Genomic DNA, 19410 nt, shown 5'->3' with positions numbered 1-19410 from the left:
GCCGAGATGATTGTCGTACTGATCACTCGATCGCCTGATTAGATGTCACATATCGGGCAGGAAGAGGCGGCGAAACGCTGAGAAATCGTCAGATGTAACCTGACTGGCCGACAGGAACCGTCTGCCGCCCGGGGGACCCGGAGCGTCCGCGCCCTCGCGGGACCTCTACTTCGCCGGGGTGCGGCGGGGCGCGGGCGCGGCGGGTGCGCCGGCGGCCCGTTCCGCGGGGCGGGGGCCCCTGTCACGTACCGCCAGGGCCGAGGCGCCCAGGAGCAGGGCCGCCAGCAGCACGAACGGGGCCGCCGTGCCCGCCGCACCGGCGGCCAGGCCCGCCGAAGCGGGCGCCGCGACCTGGCCGAGACGGTTGCCGGTCAGCCGCAGCGCGAGCGCCGTCGAACGCGCTTGTGGCGGGGCCGCCCGGACCACCGTCGTCATCGACAGGGGCTGGCCCACCCCCAGGCAGAACCCGAGGGCGGCCAGCATCGGCGCCATGCCCCACACCGGCACCGGCAGCGCGACGCCCACGCACAGCAGCCCGGCCAGCAGGCAGGTGACGGTCAGCAGCGCGGTGCGGCCGAGCAGCCGGATCATCGGCGTCATCACCAGCCGGCAGGCGATCGTCGCCGCGGCCCGCAGGCTCAGCAGCAGGCCGACGACCGAGGGCGAGACACCCCGGTGTTCGCCGATGACCGGGAGGTACGCGGTGAGGATGTCGGTCGCGGAGAGCACGGCGAGGCTGATGAAGATCCCGGCCGGCACACCGCGGGTGCGCAGGATGCGGTGGACGGGCACCTCGGCGCGGTCCGCCCCCTCCACGCGCTCCGCCCGGTGTTCGATCCGCCAGAGCGAGGTGAGCGAGACCGCCGCGACGCCCGCCGCGACGATCAGGGCCAGAGCGCTGGTGCGGGCCATCGCGCCCTCGTGCCCGTCGACCAGCAGCCCGGCGGCGACGGGGCCGACGAGCTGGCCGAGGGAGGCGCCGATGGTGAAGTGGCCGAAGTCGCGGTCCTGTTCGGCCGGGGCGGACTGGCGGGCGACGATCGACTGGGCGCCGATGACGAAGCACAGGTGCCCCAGGCCCATCACGCCGCTCCAGGCGGCCATCGCCACAAGGGAGTTCGCCAGGCCGCCGGCCGCGCAGCCGGCCCCGATCAGGAGGACGCCGACGGGCAGGAGGGGGGCGCACCGCCCGTGATCCGTCCGGCGCCCCAGCGGTACGGCGGCGAACAGGGGCAGCAGCGCGTACACACCCGCGATCACACCGATCGCGCGCTCGTCCGCGCCCAGCGCGAGGGCCCGGTACGAGACGGCCGGGCGCGCCATCGACACCGCCGCCTGCGCGAAGCCGAAGGCGATGACGAGGCGCAGCAACCACCCCCGGCCACGCATCAGATGATGCCGAAGAGAATTCCGGCGCCGAGCACCACCAGCGAGGTGAGCGCGGCCCATTTGACGGTGAACCTGGTGTGGTCGCCGAACTCGACCTTGGCCATGCCGACCAGGACGTACACGGCGGGCACGAGCGGGCTGGACATGTGCAGGGCCTGGCCGACGAGGGACGCGCGGGCGATCTCCAGCGGCGGGACGCCGTGCGCCGCGCCCGCTTCGGCGAGTACGGGCAGGACGCCGAAGTAGAAGCCGTCGTTCGACATGAAGTAGGTCAGCGGGAGGCTGAGCAGACCGGTGACGATCGCCATGTGCGGGCCCATGCCCTCGGGGATCGCGCCGACGAGCCAGTCGGCCATGTGCTCGACCATGCCGGTGCCGGTGAGCACGCCGGTGAAGACGGCGGCGGCGAAGACCATGCCGGAGACGTTGAGGACGTTGTCGGCGTGGGCGGCGATACGGGCCTTCTGGTCGGCCATGTTCGGGTAGTTGACCGTGAGGGCGAGGGCCGCGCCGATGAGGAAGAGCACCGGGATCGGCATCAGCTGCATGATCATCGCGGTGAGCAGCGCGACGGTGAGCCCGGCGTTGAACCAGTAGAGCCTGGGGCGCAGGGTGGCGCGGTGGGGGTCGAGCCCCTGGAAGCCGTCGCCGTCCGCGGAGTACGCCGGACCGGTGTCCGCGTCGGCGGCGTCCCCCGTGCCGCCGGTGCTCCTGCAGGGCTCTTCGCCACCGCCGCCGGCCGTGACCAGGACCTCGGCGTCCGCATCCACCTGGACCGCCTCGTCCGGCGTGAGGTACCCCAGCCGCTTGCGCTCCCGCCGGCCCAGTACGTACGCCAGGGCGAAGACGAAGACCAGGCCCGCGCCGAGCGCCGGGATCATCGGCACGAAGATGTCGGCCGCGTCCAGCTTCAGCGCGGTGGCGGCGCGGGCGGTCGGCCCGCCCCAGGGGAGGGTGTTCATGACGCCGTTCGCGGTGGCGGCGACGCCGGTCATCACGACCAAGCTCATCCCGAGCCGCTTGTACAGCGGGTACATCGCCGAGACCGTGATCATGAAGGTGGTCGAGCCGTCGCCGTCGAGCGAGACGATCGCGGCGAGCAGGGCCGTGCCCACCACGATCCGCAGCGGGTCGGCCTTGCAGAAGCGCAGGATGCCGCGCACGACCGGGTCGAAGAGTCCGACGTCGATCATCACGCCGAAGTACACGATGGCGAACATCAGCATCGCCGCCGTGGGCGCGAGATTGCCGACGCCCTCGAGGACGTACTCGCCGAGCTCGGCGCCCTGTCCGACGAACACGCAGAAGAGTGCCGGGATCAGTACCAGCGCCGCGATCGGCGACATCTTCTTCGTCATGATCAGGACCAGGAAGGTCGCGATCATGACGAATCCGAGGATGGTCAGCATGTTGGGATACCTCACGTTCGCCCTTGAACTTCCACCAGACCAGGCGGTTCGTTGACGTTAGGTCCCGCTGCGGCGCGTTAACAAGATGTTGACGTGCGAGCAATAAGCGCAAAAGCCCAGGTCACGATATGGGTGCTACGTCGACGGAGAATCCGTTGAGCACAGCCGTGCCGGACAGCGGGTCGAGCCGGCTCCCGTCGAGCAGCTGGTTGACGTTGACGCCGGGGGTGGCGGCGGCGACCGCCGTGCGGGTGCCTTCCCGGTCGTGTCCCCAGCCGTGCGGCAGGCTCACCACTCCGGTGCGTACCGCGTCCGTCACCTCCACCACGGTCTCCAGCGCGCCCCCCTCGGCGCTGATGCGGGCGCGCTCCCCGTCGGTGAGACCGAGCCGCGCCGCGTCGTCGGGGTGGACCTGGAGCGTGCAGCGGTTGCTGCCGCCGTTGAGCCTCGCGATGTTGTGCATCCAGCTGTTGTTGGACCGCAGGTGGCGGCGGCCGACGAGCACCAGCCCGGCGGGCCGCTCGCCGAGCGCGCGCCGCAGCCGGGGCAGATCGGCGGCGAGGGGCGCGGGCAGCAACTCGACTTTCCCGCTCGGGGTCTTGAGGACCTGCGGAAGGCGCGGCCGCAGCGGACCGAGGTCGATGCCGTGCGGGTGGGCGAGGAGATCGTCCAGTACGAGGTCGTACGGGCCCAGGCGCAGCATCATGTCGAGGCGGCGCTCGGGTCCGCCGCACCCGGTGAGCGCGGCGGCGAGCCCTTCGGGGTCGTCGCCGTGGACGGGCGAGTGGGGGGTGGCGACGGCCTTGGCGAGGGCCCGCTCGATGGCGAGGCCGTCGACGGACGCCGGATCGGCGCCGTGCATGCCGCCGACCGCGAGGATCAGTCGGGCGTGGATCTCGCTCTCGTCCATCCGGCCGCCCTCCAGGGGGACGGTGGCCGGGCTGTAGCGCGCCTGGTTGTGCACGGCGAAGCCGTTGAAGGCGAAGTCGAAGTGCGCGCTCTGGGAGGGCGGCGGCGGGGGCAGCACGACATCGGCGTGGCGCGAGGTCTCGTTGAGGTACGGATCGACGCTGACCATGAAGTCGAGGTGCCCGCTCAGGGCGCGGTCGAGGCGGTGCCCGTCGGGCGCGGAGAGCACGGGGTTGGCGGCGATGGTGATCAGCGCGCGCACCCGCCCCTCACCCGGGGTGTCGATCTCCTCGGCCAGCGCGGCCAGCGGCAGTTCGCCCTTGGCCTCCGGGTGGCCACTGACCCTGCTCTTCCAGCGGCCGAGCGCGAACCCCTTGCCGGGTCCGGCGGGGCGGGGCGCGGGGGCGGTGGCGGAGAGCGGGAAGAGGGCGCCGCCGGGGCGGTCGAGGTTGCCGGTGAGGATGTTCAGTACGTCGACGAGCCAGTTGGCCAGGGTGCCGAACTCGACGGTGGAGCTGCCGACCCGGCCGTACACCGCGGCGGTGGGCGCGGCGGCGAGCCCACGGGCCAGCAGGCGGATCTCGTCGGCGGGGACGTCGCAGGCCGCCGACACCGCTTCGGGTGTGAAGTCCCGTACGGCTTCCCGTACTTCGGACAGCCCTTCGGTCCACTCCCCCAGCTCTCCCAGGTCCGTCAGCTTCTCCTCGAAGAGGACCTGGGCCAGCGCGGCGAGCAGCAGCGCGTCCGTACCGGGCCTGATGGGGACGTGCCGGTCGGCGAGCCGGGCGGTGCGGGTGCGGCGCGGATCGACGACGACGAGCGTGCCGCCGCGGCGGCGCAGCGCCTTGAGCCTGCCGGGGAAGTCGGGGGCGGTGCACAGGCTGCCGTTGGAGTCGAGGGGGTTGGCGCCGAGGAGCAGCAGATGGTCCGTACGGTCCAGGTCGGGCACCGGGATGGCGAACGGGTCGCCGAAGAGCAGCCCGCTGGACACGTGCTTGGGCATCTGGTCGACGGTGCTGGCGGTGAAGAGGCTGCGGGTGCGCAGCAGGGAGAGGAGGAGGGGCGGGTAGAGGGCGCCGGCCATGGTGTGCACGTTGGGGTTGCCGAGCACGACGCCGACGGAGTTCGGCCCGTACTCCTCGGCCAGCGGCCGCAGCCGGGCGGCGACGAGGTCGAACGCCTCGTTCCAGGTGGCCTCCCGCAGGACGCCGTCCTCACGGACGAGGGGCCCGGTGAGCCGGTCCGGGTCGGCGTCGAGGTCCGCGAAGGCGGCGCCCTTGGGGCAGACGAAGCCGTGGCTGAAGACGTCGTCACGGTCGCCGCGCGCTCCGGTGACCGTGGTGCCCTCGATGGTGAGGGTCAGGCCGCAGGTGGCTTCGCAGAGCGGGCAGATGCGCAGGGCGGTGCGGGATGCTGCGGCTACGTCTTGACCGGGCATGGGCCCTCCAGGGGCGGCGACGGTGGCGCGGGGCACGGGAGCACAGCCGAGCATACCGACCGGTAGGCACGGCGGGGAGGGCCGGACCGCGGGGATCAGTCGAAGGTCTTGGCCAGATAGGCGTGCAGGACGGCCCGGGTCTCGCCGATGAGGTCCGGGTCGCCCGACGGCCGGACCCGGAAGGCCAGTTGGAGGAGGGCGTCGGCGGCCTCGACGGCGACCAGGACCGTCCGGCGCAGGCCGGCGTCCGGGGCGCGGCCGAGGTGGGCGCAGAGCAGGTCGGTCAGGCGGTCGGTGACGCGGTAGTCGATGTCGGCGCCCGGTTCGCCGACCGGGACCTGGACGCCGAAGTCGACGAGGGCGAAGCCGGGGGCGGTGCGCTTCATGGCGATGTACTCGTCGAGCACGGCGTCGATGGCGCCGCGCCAGTCCTCCCCCGGCAGCGCGGAGATCCGGCCGCTGATCCGCTCGGCGTAACGGTCGAGGTTGCGCAGCGCCAGGGCGTCGGCCAGGGCGCGCTTGTTGGTGAAGAAGCGGTAGACGGAGCCGATGGGAACGCCCGCGCGGGCGGCGACGGCCCGGGTACTCAGCCGTTCGTAGCCCGTCTCGTCGAGGAGCTGGGCACAGGCGTCCAGTATCCGGGCGAGCCGGTCGGCACTGCGTTGCTGTACGGGGGGTCTGCGGAGCGAGTTCGTCGGGGGCACGGGCCCATGATGCCGACAGTCCCACGGGCACGGCACCCGTTGACGGGCGCGCTCTCGAATCCTACTGTCGACCATAGGATTCACGCAGGTACCCTTCGGCACCCCGGGAGCGGACGATGAACGGCATCGAGCAGGCGAGAAAAACGGCCGAGGGACTGGCCCACTCCTCGGGCTTCGGCAACGAGCACAGCTCCGAGGCCGTCCCCGGCGCACTGCCGCACGGCCGCAACTCGCCCCAGCGCGCACCGCTGGGTCTGTACGCCGAGCAGCTGAGCGGATCGGCCTTCACCGAGCCGCGCGCCCACAACCGGCGCTCGTGGCTGTACCGGATCAGGCCGTCGGCGGCCCACCCGCCGTTCGTACGCACCGACAACGGCCACGTGCGCGGCGCGCCCTTCACCGAGACCGTCCCCGACCCGAACCGGCTGCGCTGGAACCCGCTGCCCGAGCCCGCGCCCGGCACCGACTTCCTGGCCGGCCTGTGGACGGTGGGCGGCAACGGCGACGCGACGCAGCGCACCGGCATGGCGATCCACCTCTACCACGCCAACTCCGCCATGACGGACCGGGTGTTCAGCGACGCGGACGGCGAACTGCTGATCGTTCCGGAGCGCGGGGGACTGCTCCTGCGCACCGAGTTCGGCCTGCTGCGCTGCGAGCCGGGGCACATCGCGCTGATCCCGCGCGGGGTGCGCTTCCGCGTGGAGCTGCTGGACGAGAGCGCCCGCGGTTACGTCTGCGAGAACTACGGGCAGCCCTTCCAGCTCCCCGACCTCGGCCCGATCGGCGCCAACGGCCTGGCCAACGCCCGCGACTTCCTCGCTCCGGTGGCGGCGTACGAGGACACCGAGGGCCCGGTCGAAGTCGTCAACAAGTTCTGCGGGAACCTCTGGTCGGCGACGTACGGCCACTCGCCCCTGGATGTCGTCGCCTGGCACGGCAACCACGTCCCGTACGTCTACGACCTGCGCCGCTTCAACGTCATCGGCTCCATCAGCTACGACCACCCGGACCCGTCGATCTTCACGGTCCTCACCTCGCCGTCCGACACCCCGGGCCTGGCGGGCGTCGACTTCGTCGTCTTCGCGCCGCGCTGGCTGGTCGGCGAGGACACCTTCCGGCCGCCGTACTTCCACCGCAACGTGATGAGCGAGTACATGGGTCTGATCGAGGGCGCGTACGACGCGAAGGCCGAGGGCTTCGTGCCGGGCGGCGGCTCGCTCCACAACATGATGTCGGCGCACGGGCCCGACCGCGAGACCTTCGACCGGGCGAGCGCCGCCGAGCTGAAGCCGCAGAAGATCGACGACGGCCTGGCCTTCATGTTCGAGACGCGCTGGCCGGTCACGGCGACCGCGCAGGCGGCGACCGCCGACCATCTCCAGGCGGCGTACGACGACGTGTGGCAAGGTCTGCAACGCCACTTCAGGTCGTAGTACGAACCGTACCTACGGAGACATGAACCCGTGACCGCATTCGCCCCCGACTCGCTGGTCCTGAACCGGAAGCTGCCGCTCTGGTACCAGGTCTCGCAGTCCCTGCGCGCCTCCATACTGGGCCGCACGCCCGACGCGGCGCTGCGGCTGCCCACCGAGGAGCAGCTCGCCGCGCACTACGGCGTGAGCGTGCTCACCATGCGCCAGGCCCTCAAGGAGCTGGAGGCCGAGGGCCTGATCAGCAGGCACCGGCGGCGCGGCACGTTCATCGAGCCGGGCGCCCGGCGCGGCGCCCCGCGCCGGCTGCTCGGCTCGATCGACGCGATCGTGGCCCAGCAGTCCGGGGAGCTGACGACGATCCTGGGGCACGGGCCCACGCCCGTCCCCGGGGACCTCGTGGAGCACTTCCCGGACACGGACGAGGTGATCACCTACCGGCGGCTGCGCAGCGACGGGGAGAGCGGCGAGCCGACCAACTGGGCGGAGAACGCGGTACGCCCGGAGGTCGCCGCCGGCATCGACCTGGCCGATCTCGAACGCTGGCCGATGACGAAGGTGCTGCGCGACGCGGTGGGCGTACGCATCAGCAAGATCACGGACACCGTCGAGGCGCGGCTCGCGGACCCCGAGACGGCCGGCCTTCTCCAGGTCCCGCTGCTCAGCCCGATCCTGCACTACACAGGTGTGACGTACGACCGGGAGGGGCGGGTCGTGGACGTGGCCCGCATCCGGTACCGGGGCGACCGCTTCTCCTTCTCGGTGACGGTGGACGCGCACTGACCGGCCGGCCGCCGTGGCTACCATGCCCGCATGACTGCGACGCGGTCCGGGGTCCCGGACGCTGCCCCGCTGCTCGGTGAACTCATGCCCTGGTCGGTGGCTCCTCCGCGGCTGGGCCGCGACTGGGTGCTGGCGCCGGACCGGCGTACGCTGCGGGCCCGTTGGGACGCGCTGGTACGGGCCGAAGGCGCCGGGCGCGAGGAGCTGTTCGGGGCCACCCGGGCGCGCACGACGCGCAGTTCGGTGGCCGCGCTGCCGGGGCAGCGGACCGGTACGGGCCGGCTCGCGCGGGAGAGCGGGCCCTGCCCGGAGCCGGTGCGCGTCCTGCGCGGCCCCTTCGACGAGCAGTGGCTGATCCCGGACCACCGGCTGATCGACGCCGCCCGGCCGGAGCTGTGGCGGGTGGCCGACGCATCGCATCAGCTCTTCGCCGTGGAGCAGGGGTACGTGCCCGGTCCGGCGGCCGGGCCCGCGCTGCTGGTCGGCGCCCTGCTGCCGGACGGCCGCTCCCCCGCCGGCCGCCCCGGCCGCATCCGCCCGCTGTACCGCCGCCCCGGCGGCCGCGAACCGAACCTGGCGCCGGGGCTGCTGCGGCTGCTGAGCGGGCGTTACGGGCACGAGGTCGCGGCCGGGGACGTGCTGGCGTGGGCGGTGGCGGCGGCGGAGCCGTCACCGGCGGGGGCGGCGGTGCCGCTGCCGGCCTCGGCGGAGGTCTGGGCGGCGGGGGTCGGGCTGGGGCGGCGGATGACGGCGGTGCAGGTGCGCGGCGCGCGGGGCGGGGACCGCCCCCGGCTGCCGGGCGGCCGGCGCCCGTACGTCCGGTCGGCGGTCACGGCGTGGCCCGACGCACTGCGGTACGACGCGCAGGCGGAGGTGGTGCACCTCGGGGAGGGGCGCGTGTCGCCCGTACCGGCGGCGGCCTGGGACTTTCACGCGGGCGGGGTGCGGGTGCTGGAGCTGTGGTTCGAGCGGCGTACGGCGGTGGGCGAGCCGGGCACGCTGGAGGCGATCCGCCCTTCGGCGTGGCCCAGAGAGTGGACGTCCGACCTGCTGGAGCTGATCACGGTCCTGACCCTGCTGGCCCGGCTGGACGCGGGCCGGGAGGAGTTGCGGGAGGGGAGGCGGATCACCCGCGACGAGCTGACGGAAGCGGGGGTGCTGCCGGTGCCGGACGCGGCGCGGCGCCCGGCGTCGGTCCTGGACCACCAGGAGGAGGGCCCGGAGGGCCAGTTCGCGCTGCTCCAGGAGAGCGCGGCGGGCGCCCGCCCGGTGCGCCGGGGGCATCGCGAGAGCCCCGGCGACGGCCCGGGCCCTGACGCTAGGGCACGAAGAGGAAGAACACTCCGGCGAATCCGGCCGCGCCGAGGACGGTTCCGGCGACCGCGGTCCCCATGCGTCCGACGCCCTGGCCGGCGTAGTGCATGCCCGCCACTCCGAAGGTGACGGCGAGGGGTCCGGCGATGAGCGCCAGGGGGAACACGGGCACCCATGGCCATAGCGCGGAGAGGACGCCGAGGACCAGTGCGGTGGGGCCCAGCGCGACGGCGGGCGTGTCGGTCCGGTCGGGCACGATCGGTTCAGGCATGACCCGCTCCCCCTTTGAACGCGTTCAAAACGTACGGCGACCGTAGCAACAGGGCCGGGGGGCCGACCGGGTGGGGCCAGGACGCGACGGAGCCCCCGCCGCCGGGCGGGGGCTCCGGGAACAGCGGCGGCGGCTCGGACGGGAGTCCGCCGCCGCTACGCGAAGCTGCCCACCACGCGTTCCAGCATCCGCTCGAACGCGCCGTCCGGATCGACCGGCCCGGCGCCCTCCGCGAACGCCCGCGCCATCCGCGGGTACTTGCCCGTGGCGATCGCACGCCCGAGGTAGGCGTTCCGCACCGCGTCCTCCTGCTCCTGCGACCACGGCAGCGACCGCGACCGCTCGGCGGTCGCGAGCTCGTGGGCGACATACGTCGTCACCATGCCGTTGACCATCGCCACCAGCTCCAGCTTCGTCCCCGGCGGTACGTCCAGCCCCTCCAGGCAGCCGAGGCAGTGCTCCAGGTACCGGAGCACGTTGGGGCCGAAGCTGTGGACCGGTGACATCAGGCCCGGCAGCCACGGGTGCCGGTGCATCAGCGCCCGCGCCCGGTGCCCGAGCGCGACCATCTCCGCGCGCCAGTCCCCCGACGGCTCCCGGGACAGGTCGAACTCCCCGCTGACGGCGTCGACCATCAGCTCGTACAGGTCCTCCTTGCGCGGCACGTAGTTGTAGAGCGACATCGTGCCGCAGCCGATCTCCGCGGCCACTTTGCGCATCGACACCGCGTCGAGCCCGTCCGCGTCCGCGATCCGCACCGCCGCGGCCGCGATGTCGGCGCGGCTGTACGCCGGCCTGGGTCCGCGGCCGGCCCGTTCGGGACGGGCCCAGATCACCTCGGGTGTCGCGGAACGCCCGTCGACCGTCATGGATCATCACCTCGCCCACCATCCTAGTTACGTACAGCGTACGTAGTGCGGTACGGTGGGCCGCATGACAACTACGTACGCTGTACTTAGTGAAGGTCTGGAGAAGCGGTTCGGCGCCGTCCACGCCCTGCGCGGCCTCGACCTCGCCGTCGAACAGGGCACGGTCTGCGGCATCCTCGGCCCGAACGGCGCCGGCAAGACCACCGCCGTCCGCGTTCTCACCACCCTCACCGCCCCCGACGCCGGCACGGCGGCCGTCGCCGGTCACGACCTGCTCCGCGCCCCCGGCGCCGTGCGCCGCGTGATCGGCGTCACCGGCCAGTACGCGTCGGTGGACGGCGACCTCTCCGGCCGCGAGAACCTCCGCCTCTTCGCCCGGCTGCTGCGCATCAGGGGCGCGGCCGGCGCCGCCCGCGCCGACGGACTCCTGGAGCGGTTCGAACTCGCCGAAGCCGCCGACCGCCCCGCCCGCACCTACTCGGGCGGCATGCGCCGCCGGCTCGATCTCGCGGCCGGCCTGCTCACCCGGCCCGAGGTGCTCTTCCTCGACGAGCCGACCACCGGACTCGACCCGCACAGCAGGAACCAGATCTGGGACGCGGTGCGCGACCTCGCGGACCGGGGCACGACCGTGCTGCTCACCACGCAGTACCTGGAGGAGGCGGACCGGCTCGCCGACGACATCGTGCTGATCGACCGGGGCCGGGCCGCCGTCACCGGCACTCCCGCCGAGCTCAAGGCCCGTATCGGCTCGTACGCCGAAGTGGTGGTCGCCGACGGGTCCGCGATGCTGCCGGCGGCCGCCGTACTCGACCAGCTCACCGGCGCGGAGCCGGCCCTCGACCACGAGCGGCGCACGGTGGGGGCCGTCACGGCCGACCCCGCGCTCACCCTCCCCCGGATCGTCCGCGAACTCGACGCGGCGGGCGTGCCGGTCCTCGACGTGGGCCTGCGGCCTCCGACGCTCGACGAGGTCTTCCTGCGCCTGACCGACCGCAGTCCCCACCCCTCGAAGGAGCGCGCCGCATGAGCACCCTCGCGTACGACGGCACCGCCATGCTCGGCCGTCACCTCCAGCGCATCAAGCACGCCCCGGGCGTACTGATCCTGACGCAGACCATGCCGATCACCATGCTGCTGTTCTTCGGCTACGTCTTCGGCAGCGCGCTCGCCGTGCCGGGCCAGGAGTACCGCGCCTTCCTGGTGCCGGGCCTGCTGGCCGCGACCGCCGCCAACGGCATCATGACCGGCATGTTCCAGGCCGCCCAGGACTCCCACCGCGGCGTGATGGACCGTTTCCGCACGATGCCGGTGAGCCGGGCGGCGGTGCCGCTCGGCCAGACCGCCGCCGACCTGCTGGTCACCACCCTCGGCCTGGTGCCCCTGGCCCTGGTGGGGCTCGCGGTCGGCTGGCGCGTCGAGGGCGGGGCGCTCGCGGCGCTCGGCGCCTTCGGCCTCCTCGCCCTCTTCCGCTTCGCGACCGCCTGGGTGGGCTGCTACCTGGGCCTGCTCACCCGCAACGAGGAGGCGGCGGGCCAGCTCGGGAGCGCCACTTTCGTCCTGCCGCTGCTCTCCAGCGCGTACATCCCCACCGACGGCCTGCCGGGCTGGCTGCGCACGCTCACCGAGTGGAACCCGATCAGCGCCGCGGCCGGCGCCGTGCGCGACCTCTGCGGGAACGCCGCGCCGGCCGCGGACGCCGCCTGGCCCTCCGCCCACCCGGTGGCGGGGACGATCGCCTGGTCGCTGGTGCTGCTCGCGGTCTTCGTGCCGCTCACCGTCCGCACGTACGCGAAGAGCGGACGGTGAGCGGCGGCCTCCGGCCCCGGACGGCGGCCCGCTGCCGGTTGTTGTACGAGGCGGCCGGTTCGCGCGCCGTCCCCGGCGGGTTTTCCGCCAACGTGTCCGAGTGACAAAGGTGTTACGTACACGATAGTCAGTGCTGTCATGAGCACTCAGCCCCAGCCCCTTCCCCTGGACGGCATCACCGTCGTCGCCGTCGAGCAAGCCGTGTCGGCGCCCTTCGCCACCCGCCAGCTCGCCGATCTCGGCGCCCGCGTCATCAAGATCGAGCGCCCGGACGGCGGCGACTTCGCCCGGGGCTACGACACCGCCGCGCGCGGCCTCGCCTCGCACTTCGTGTGGTGCAACCGCGGCAAGGAGTCCCTCGCCGTGGATCTGAAGGACCCGCGCGGCCTGGACGTGGTGCGCCGGCTCGTCGCCGGAGCCGATGTGTTCGTGCAGAACCTCGCGAACGGCGCGGCGGCGCGGCTCGGCCTGGACGCCGCGGCCCTGTGCGCCGCGCACCCGCGCCTGGTCGCCGTCGACATCTCCGGTTACGGCGCCGACGGGCCGTACGCCGGCAAGCGGGCGTACGACATGCTCGTCCAGTGCGAGGCGGGGCTGGTGTCCGTCACCGGCACGCCCGAGCAGCCCGTCAAGGCGGGGATTCCGGCGGCCGACATCGCGGCGGCGATGTACGCGTTCTCCGGGGTCCTGGCCGCGCTGCTGCGGCGCGGGACGACCGGGCTCGGCGGGCCGGTCGAGATCTCGATGCTGGAGGCGCTCGGCGAGTGGATGGGGCATCCGCTGCACCACGGGATGCACGGAGGCGAGGCGCCGGCGCGCACCGGGGTCGCGCACGCCGTCATCTCGCCGTACGACGCCTACCCGACGGCGGACGGCGGCCAGGTGCTGCTGTCGGTGCAGAACGACCGGGAGTGGCGGCGTCTGGCCGAGCGGGTGCTCCGGCGGCCGGAGCTGGCGGACGATCCCGCCTTCGCCACCAACACCGCCCGTACGGGCAACCGGGTCACGACGGACGCGGTGGTCGCGGGGGCGCTGGGAGTGATGAGCGCGCCGGAGGCGATCGCGGCACTGGATGCGGCCGGGATCGCCTGTGCCCGGCTGAACACGGTGGCCGACGTGGCGGCGCATCCGCAGTTGACGGCGCGGGACCGCTGGCGGGAGATCGGTTCACCGGCGGGGCCGCTGCGGGCGATGCTGCCGCCGATCACGATGCCGGGCGGGGCGGACCCGCTGATGGGTCCGGTTCCCGCGCTCGGCGAACACACCGACGCGCTGCTGCACGGCCTGGGGATGACGGACGTACAGGTGTCAGCGCTGCGCCGGGACGGTGTGGTCGCCTGAGCGCGTCCGTGAATCCGGTCCGCCCGGGTCAGTGGCGGCTGCCGAAGAGCGAGCGACGCAGCCGCCGCAGCGGGGCGAAGAGCGAGACGCGCGCGCCCCTGCCCGTCCGCGAGTGCGCGACATCACGTGATGTGAGCTCGCGCATCAGCAGTGTCGCCTCCGCCGTTTCGCCGTGCGGTACGGCTGGTCCGCCGAGCACCGCGAGATGGCGGTCGAGGCGCGAGCTGGTCGCGCTGCTCCCGCATGTGATCGCAGGCACTCGAGGCCTGCTGCGCACCGTTATCTGTTCCATGTCACTCCCCACCCGTACGAGGGCACCCGGCCCGGGCAGGTTAACCCTATCCCCCCGTCAGGGCACACATGTATCCCGCCCATGTGATTCACCACCGCAGTACGGGTGTTGACGATCACTCTCCGAATACATCTGATTCCAGGGCGAGTTGGACAGTTTACGCACCATGCCCTCTCGGACGGGCGGATTGAGCCCCAAAAGGGCTGCACATGGCTTGAGTTGAGCAGGCTTCGGCGGGTTTCCGTCGTGATGCCGTTCCGCTGCGGACAGGAGGCTCACCGGCGAGCGGACAGCCGGGCAACGAGCAGCGGGTGGCGGGTGGCGGGTGGCGGGTGGCGGCGGACCGTTACCGCACGCCGCACGGGGCGCAGGCGGCGTCCTTCGCCGCGACGTTCACCGTCGGCCGCGTCCCGGCCGAGGTCGTCCACCGGTGGGTGGCCGGGGGCGGCGAGTCGTCCGGCCCCGGCCGGACGACACTGCGTTTCGGCCGGGGCCGAGGAGAGGACGAAGCAGGTGGAGTACACCGAGCCGACGTACAAGGAAGGACGGAGTCCTCCACGACGGGGGCGGCGCGGCGGTCAGGGACCCGGTGCGGGCCGCTTCCGGCACCGGGTCGGTCGTTCCCGGTGATCTGTGAGCAGGAGGCCCCGGCCCCGGCGGACGGAGCCTCCTGCCCGGCCGGCGACGCGGCGGGTGCGCGGGTCAGGCGGCGGAGGTGAAGACGGGCAGGTAGCCGCCCGACTGGCCTGCCGCGGTGGGGTGGTACGAATCGCCGATGTTGGTCCACTTCACGCTGTGCAGCCACGGCGCCGACGAGCAGATCTCGTGACCGGTGAAGGCCTCGGTCACCTGCGCGAAGGTGTAGCCGTGGTCCGCCGCGCGCTTGGCGGTGGCGGCATTGAGGTGGTCGGAGGCGTCGTTGATCGCGGCGCGCTCCCGCTCGGTGAGCCCGGCGATGCAGTTCCCGCTGAGCTTGTAGAAGCGGGGGTAACCGAGCACGACGACGTGCGCCGCGGTGGCCTTCGCCCGGATCGCCGAGTACACGGAGTCGAGCTTGCCGGGCAGGGTGGTGTCGACGTAGGCGCGCGCCTCGGCGATCCGGGCCAGGCAGGCGGAGTCGGACTGGAGTACGCACGTCGTCATGACGTCCGCGAAGCCGGCGTCGTTGCCGCCGACGGTGAGGGAGACGAGGTCGGTCGAGGCGTTGAGCGGCCCGAGCTGACCGGTTGTCACATCACCCGTACGAGCGCCCGAGCAAGCGGTGAACGCGAACGTCGAGGGTGAATACGACGCCGCCCACAGGGCCGGGTAGGCGCGCGTGCTGCGCTTGCAGGCGCCGCTGGCGCTGTCGTAGCTGCCGGCCCCGACACCCGAGGAATAGGAGTCGCCGAGGGCCACGTAGTCCGGGGATTGGGCCTGTTCGGCCGCATGCGCCGCGCTCGCCCCGGTGAGGGCGAGCGCGGCGGCGAGCAGGAGCGAGGATGAGAATGCCGCGATTCGGGACAGTTTCATGGAACCTCCCTTAGCAGGATTTCCGCCTCAACTTTCGTAGCAGTCCCCCTACATCACCGGAAGTGTCCATGCCAATAACTTTCGCCGGGGCCTTCCGCACCGTCTCTCCGCATCCTTGACGCGCCCGAGCGGGCTGAGCGACATTGAAGCCCGGCATCCGGCGCGTCGGGGGGCGAAGTCGCCAATGCAGGCCATCGGTAACAAGCCATCAGCGGCTGTCACGGACTCGCTGCCCGTTCTCGCGGGCGCGGCGCTCGCCGTATCGGCGGTCGGCGCCGTCCTGGCGCTCGCCGACCTGGCGTCGCCGCTTCGCGCGCCGTTCACCCTCTTCTTCCTGATCGCGGCACCGGCCTGCGCCGTGGCCGCGGGACTTCGGGGCCTGGAACCGCTGGGCCGCCTGGTGGCATCGGCGGCGGGAGCGGTGGCGCTGAACCTGCTGGTCGCCCAGACGATGCTGGCCACGCGCATCTGGTCGGTCAGGGGCGGGGTCGCGGCGATCACCGCGATCAGCGCCCTGCTCTTCCTCCTGGCGCTGGTACGGGTACGGGTACGGGTACGGCGCCCCGGCGGCCCCACGGCGAGAAGGCAGACCTCCTGACATGGACCTCGACATCAGCGTGCACCGCCCCGGCGAGCTCAGCGCCGCCGACCGGGCGGCCTGGACCGCCCTGCAGTCCGAGGCCCACCTCCACGGTTCGCCGGAGCTGGCGAACCCCTTCCTCTCCCCGGAGTTCGCACTGGCCGTCGGCCGGTACCGGCGCGGGGTGCGCATAGCCGTCGTACGCGAAGACGGTGAGCCCGCGGCCTTCTTCCCGCACCAGAGATCCACCACCGGCGTCGGCCGGGCCGTCGGCCTCGGGGTCTCCGACAGCCAGGGGCTGGTGCACAGACCCGGCTTCGTGTGGGACGCGCAGGAACTGCTGCGGGCGTGCGGGCTCGCGCTGTGGGAGTTCGACCACCTGGCGCAGGGGCAGGAGCCGTTCGAAACCGGTGCCACGGGCTCGTTCGCCTCACCCGTGATCGACGTCCAGGACGGTTACGAGGCGTACCTCACGCACCTGCGGAAGAACGCGCCGAAGTTCGTCAAGTCGACCTTCCTCAAGGAGCGCAGGCTGCTGCGTACGGTGGACGAGCTGAGGTACGTGCACGACGAGCGCGATCCGGCGGTGCTGCGCACGCTGATGCGCTGGAAGTCCGCGCAGTACCGCAGGACCGGTCGCAGCGACCGCTTCACCCAGCCCTGGATCACCGGGCTCGTGGAACACCTGTTCCACACCCGGACGGACTCCTTCAGCGGCCTGCTCTCGGTGCTCTACGCGGACGGCCGGCCGATCGCCGCGCACTTCGGTCCGCGTTCGGAGAGGATCATCAGCTGCTGGTTCCCGGCCTACGATCCGGAGTTCGCGAAATTCTCGCCCGGCCTGCTGATGCACCTGCGCATCGCCGAAGCCGCCGCCGCGGAAGGCATCGCGTACATCGATCTCGGCCGCGGCCAGAAACAGTACAAGGACTCCCTCAAGACCCGCGAGATAACGGTCTCGGAGGGCTGGGTGATGCGCCGTCACCCCGTCGCACTCGGGCACTGGGCGCACCGCGCTCCGGTCCGGGCGTTGCGCAATACCGTGGTCGAACGGCCGGAACTGTTCGAACCCGCGGACAGGCTGCTCAAGCGGATCGGGGAATTCCGATCGGGACGGTTGCATATCCGACCGTTGAATCACGGCCGAAAACGCCAAAAGTGAGGCCGAGTTCCAGGTCTTGCCCTACAGTCCCAGTCATCAATACCGTCGTACAACCACCCGCACCGGTCCATCATGCAGAGCGGCTCTAGGGGAGGGCTCAAGCGTCGCGATGGGGGCCGGAGCGGAGCGCGGTAGGGGGGTGCCGTGCTCGGTGACCACAACGGTGCCGAGTCGCGGGCCGCGCGACCAGCAGTGCCGACTTGCCCGTCCCGCACGGAGTCACATGCCGTCACGGGCCGGGGGAGAACCCCCCTTTCGAACCGGAAACTCATCCGGACCGCCCGGGGGCGGGCGGTCCACCGGTGGAGAGGGAAAAGACTCATGAGCTCATTCCTCCGCCCTGCGGTCGAGGGGCAAGATCCACTCATATCCGGCAGCTACCGGCGCATCTCTTCGCATCTCGCCATAACGCCGCCCGTGAGTGTCGTGATCCCCGCCATGAACGAGGCGGAGAATCTCCCGTACGTCTTCAAGACACTCCCCGACTGGATCCACGAAGTGGTCCTGGTCGACGGGAATTCGACCGACGACACCGTTCAGGTGGCCCGTGATCTCTGGCCGGGAATCAAAGTCGTCACACAGCGCGGAAAAGGCAAGGGCGACGCACTGATCAGCGGATTCGCCGCCAGTACCGGCGAGATCATCGTGATGGTCGACGCGGACGGCTCGGCCGACGGCCACGAGATCGTCAGCTACGTGTCGGCGCTCGTCTCGGGGGCCGACTTCGCCAAGGGCTCGCGCTTCGCCAACGGCGGCGGCACGGACGACATGACGCCGATCCGCAAGCTCGGGAACCGGGTGCTGTGCGCCGTGGTCAACGCCAAGTTCGGCGCCCGCTACACGGACCTGTGCTACGGCTACAACGCCTTCTGGCGCCACTGCCTCGACAAGATCGACCTCGACTGCACCGGCTTCGAGGTCGAGACCCTGATGAACATCCGGGTCGTCAAGGCCGGCCTGCGGGTCCAGGAGATACCGAGTCACGAGTACGTCCGCATCCACGGCATGAGCAACCTCAGCGCCGTGCGGGACGGGCTCCGCGTCCTCAGAGTGATCCTGAAGGAGCAGGGGAAGCGGCGCACCGGACGCCGTCGCCCGCCGGCCTTCGCGCCCGGAGCCAGCCGGGGAGAGGTGTCTTGAGCCACCTGGACATCTCGGTGGTGATCTGCGTGTACACCGAGGACCGCTGGGAGGACATCCTCGCGGCGGTCGGCTCGGTGCGCCGCCAGTCACGGCCCGCCGCCGAGACGCTGCTGGTCGTCGACCACAATCCGGCGCTGCTGGAACGGCTCGGCACGGAGTACGGGAACGACCGGGAGGAGGTGCGGGTGCTCGCCAACGCGGGCCCCCGCGGCCTCTCCGCGGGCCGCAACACCGGTATCGCCGCGGCCTGCGGCGAGATCGTCGCCTTCCTCGACGACGACGCCGTGGCCGAGCGCGACTGGCTGCTGCACTTCGCCGAGGGGTACGACGATCCGCGCGTGATGGCCGTCGGGGGCCGGACCCTGCCCGCCTGGGCGTCCGGCCGCAGGCCGGTCTGGTTCCCCGAGGAGTTCGACTGGGTCGTCGGCTGTACGTACAAGGGCCTGCCGCCCGGACGGGTGCGGGTCCGCAACGTCCTCGGCGGGAACGCCTCCTTCCGCAAGTCGGCGTTCGACGTGGCGGGCGGCTTCGCCACCGGCATCGGCAGGGACGGCGACAAGCGGCCGCTGGGCGGCGAGGAGACGGAGCTGTGCATCCGGCTCACCCGGGCCATGCCGGACGCGGTGCTGCTGATCGACGACCGCGCGGTGATCCACCACAGGGTTCCGGCCGTCCGGGAGCGCTTCGGCTACTTCCGTACGCGGACCTACGCCGAGGGGCTGTCGAAGGCGCTCGTGGCGCGAAGCGTGGGCGCGGGCAAGGGACTTGAGTCCGAGCGCCGCTACACGACACGGGTACTGCCCGCCGGTGTCGCCCGGGGGCTGCGCGACGCGGCCCTCGGGCGGCCGGGCGGCGTGGGCCGGGCCGGGGCCATTGTGGCGGGAGTGGCGGCTGCGGCGGGCGGGTACGTGCTCGGGAGCGTCCGGGCCCGCAGGAACGGGAACTCGTTCTCGGTGCCGGGCGTGCCCTCGGCACCTCCGGAGGGTGCGCCCTCCGTTCCCCTCCCGGCCGCCGGAAGAGCGCACGCGCGAGGTGAGACGCGGTGAACGGGC

16 protein-coding genes and 1 pseudogene are annotated in these 19410 nt (G+C 72.4%); 10 read left to right on the top strand and 7 right to left on the bottom strand.

Annotated features, from left to right (window positions below):
• Positions 1 to 165 precede the first annotated feature (165 nt).
• The 4 genes from ACWDZ4_RS16140 to ACWDZ4_RS16125 form a co-directional block, all read right to left on the bottom strand.
• Positions 166 to 1389 carry an MFS transporter gene (locus ACWDZ4_RS16140; protein WP_451509022.1) on the bottom strand — a complete coding sequence of 408 codons (1224 nt, stop codon included), beginning with the start codon at positions 1387 to 1389 and terminating at the stop codon, positions 166 to 168.
• Positions 1389 to 2798 carry a CitMHS family transporter gene (locus ACWDZ4_RS16135; RefSeq protein WP_451509021.1) on the bottom strand — a complete coding sequence of 470 codons (1410 nt, stop codon included), beginning with the start codon at positions 2796 to 2798 and terminating at the stop codon, positions 1389 to 1391. The genes ACWDZ4_RS16140 and ACWDZ4_RS16135 overlap by 1 nt, the downstream gene beginning before the upstream one ends.
• A 121-nt stretch (positions 2799 to 2919) precedes the next feature.
• A complete protein-coding gene (locus ACWDZ4_RS16130) occupies positions 2920 to 5145 on the bottom strand; it encodes a molybdopterin-dependent oxidoreductase (RefSeq protein ID WP_451509020.1) in 2226 nt (741 codons plus the stop codon).
• A gap of 95 nt (positions 5146 to 5240) precedes the next feature.
• Positions 5241 to 5849 carry a TetR/AcrR family transcriptional regulator gene (locus ACWDZ4_RS16125; RefSeq protein WP_451509019.1) on the bottom strand — a complete coding sequence of 203 codons (609 nt, stop codon included), beginning with the start codon at positions 5847 to 5849 and terminating at the stop codon, positions 5241 to 5243.
• A 116-nt stretch (positions 5850 to 5965) separates the two neighbouring features.
• On the opposite strand from ACWDZ4_RS16125, the gene hmgA reads away from it, so the two are divergent.
• The 3 genes and pseudogenes from hmgA to ACWDZ4_RS16110 form a co-directional block, all read left to right on the top strand.
• Entirely contained in the window at positions 5966 to 7285 is a 1320-nt protein-coding gene (gene hmgA / locus ACWDZ4_RS16120) for a homogentisate 1,2-dioxygenase (RefSeq protein WP_451509018.1), read from the top strand.
• Positions 7286 to 7315: 30 nt separating this feature from the next.
• Positions 7316 to 8065, top strand: a complete 750-nt coding sequence (locus tag ACWDZ4_RS16115; RefSeq protein ID WP_344493190.1) for a GntR family transcriptional regulator — start codon at positions 7316 to 7318, stop codon at positions 8063 to 8065.
• Between the two features lie 30 nt (positions 8066 to 8095).
• Positions 8096 to 9307, top strand: a pseudogene (locus ACWDZ4_RS16110) (type ISP restriction/modification enzyme); the annotation flags it as partial.
• 498 nt (positions 9308 to 9805) lie between these two features.
• Here ACWDZ4_RS16110 and ACWDZ4_RS16105 read toward each other — a convergent pair.
• Positions 9806 to 10519: a TetR/AcrR family transcriptional regulator C-terminal domain-containing protein gene (locus tag ACWDZ4_RS16105; RefSeq protein ID WP_451509017.1), complete on the bottom strand. Its 714-nt coding sequence runs from the start codon at positions 10517 to 10519 to the stop codon at positions 9806 to 9808.
• 64 nt (positions 10520 to 10583) lie between these two features.
• On the opposite strand from ACWDZ4_RS16105, the gene ACWDZ4_RS16100 reads away from it, so the two are divergent.
• The 3 genes from ACWDZ4_RS16100 (at position 10584) to ACWDZ4_RS16090 (ending at position 13669) form a co-directional block, all read left to right on the top strand.
• Positions 10584 to 11549, top strand: a complete 966-nt coding sequence (locus tag ACWDZ4_RS16100; RefSeq protein ID WP_451509016.1) for an ATP-binding cassette domain-containing protein — start codon at positions 10584 to 10586, stop codon at positions 11547 to 11549.
• Positions 11546 to 12328, top strand: coding sequence for an ABC transporter permease (locus ACWDZ4_RS16095; protein ID WP_451509015.1), 783 nt, complete (start codon positions 11546 to 11548; stop codon positions 12326 to 12328). Before ACWDZ4_RS16100 ends, ACWDZ4_RS16095 begins: the two co-directional genes overlap by 4 nt.
• Before the next feature lie 138 nt (positions 12329 to 12466).
• Complete coding sequence (locus ACWDZ4_RS16090) at positions 12467 to 13669, top strand: CaiB/BaiF CoA transferase family protein (RefSeq protein WP_451509014.1); 1203 nt, start codon at positions 12467 to 12469, stop codon at positions 13667 to 13669.
• A gap of 28 nt (positions 13670 to 13697) precedes the next feature.
• On the opposite strand, the gene ACWDZ4_RS16085 is transcribed toward ACWDZ4_RS16090, so the two are convergent.
• On the bottom strand, positions 13698 to 13961 hold the full coding sequence (locus tag ACWDZ4_RS16085) for a hypothetical protein (protein WP_093801570.1): 264 nt from the start codon (positions 13959 to 13961) through the stop codon (positions 13698 to 13700).
• A 702-nt stretch (positions 13962 to 14663) separates the two neighbouring features.
• Complete coding sequence (locus ACWDZ4_RS16080) at positions 14664 to 15473, bottom strand: SGNH/GDSL hydrolase family protein (protein WP_451509013.1); 810 nt, start codon at positions 15471 to 15473, stop codon at positions 14664 to 14666.
• A gap of 184 nt (positions 15474 to 15657) precedes the next feature.
• Here ACWDZ4_RS16080 and ACWDZ4_RS16075 point away from each other — a divergent pair, with 184 nt between their 5' ends.
• From ACWDZ4_RS16075 to ACWDZ4_RS16060, 4 genes are all read left to right on the top strand, one after another.
• Positions 15658 to 16071 carry a hypothetical protein gene (locus ACWDZ4_RS16075; protein ID WP_451509012.1) on the top strand — a complete coding sequence of 138 codons (414 nt, stop codon included), beginning with the start codon at positions 15658 to 15660 and terminating at the stop codon, positions 16069 to 16071.
• 1 nt (position 16072) lies between these two features.
• Positions 16073 to 17215 (top strand): GNAT family N-acetyltransferase, encoded by a 1143-nt coding sequence (locus ACWDZ4_RS16070; RefSeq protein ID WP_451509011.1) that lies wholly within the window; start codon positions 16073 to 16075, stop codon positions 17213 to 17215.
• A gap of 321 nt (positions 17216 to 17536) precedes the next feature.
• Positions 17537 to 18355 carry a glycosyltransferase family 2 protein gene (locus tag ACWDZ4_RS16065; protein WP_451509010.1) on the top strand — a complete coding sequence of 273 codons (819 nt, stop codon included), beginning with the start codon at positions 17537 to 17539 and terminating at the stop codon, positions 18353 to 18355.
• Positions 18352 to 19404 carry a glycosyltransferase family 2 protein gene (locus tag ACWDZ4_RS16060; protein WP_451509009.1) on the top strand — a complete coding sequence of 351 codons (1053 nt, stop codon included), beginning with the start codon at positions 18352 to 18354 and terminating at the stop codon, positions 19402 to 19404. The genes ACWDZ4_RS16065 and ACWDZ4_RS16060 overlap by 4 nt, the downstream gene beginning before the upstream one ends.
• Positions 19405 to 19410 lie beyond the last annotated feature (6 nt).

The organism is Streptomyces sp. NPDC003016 (genome assembly GCF_053591455.1).
Note: the sequence above shows the minus strand (reverse complement) of the source record. Positions and strands in the feature narration are given on the sequence as shown.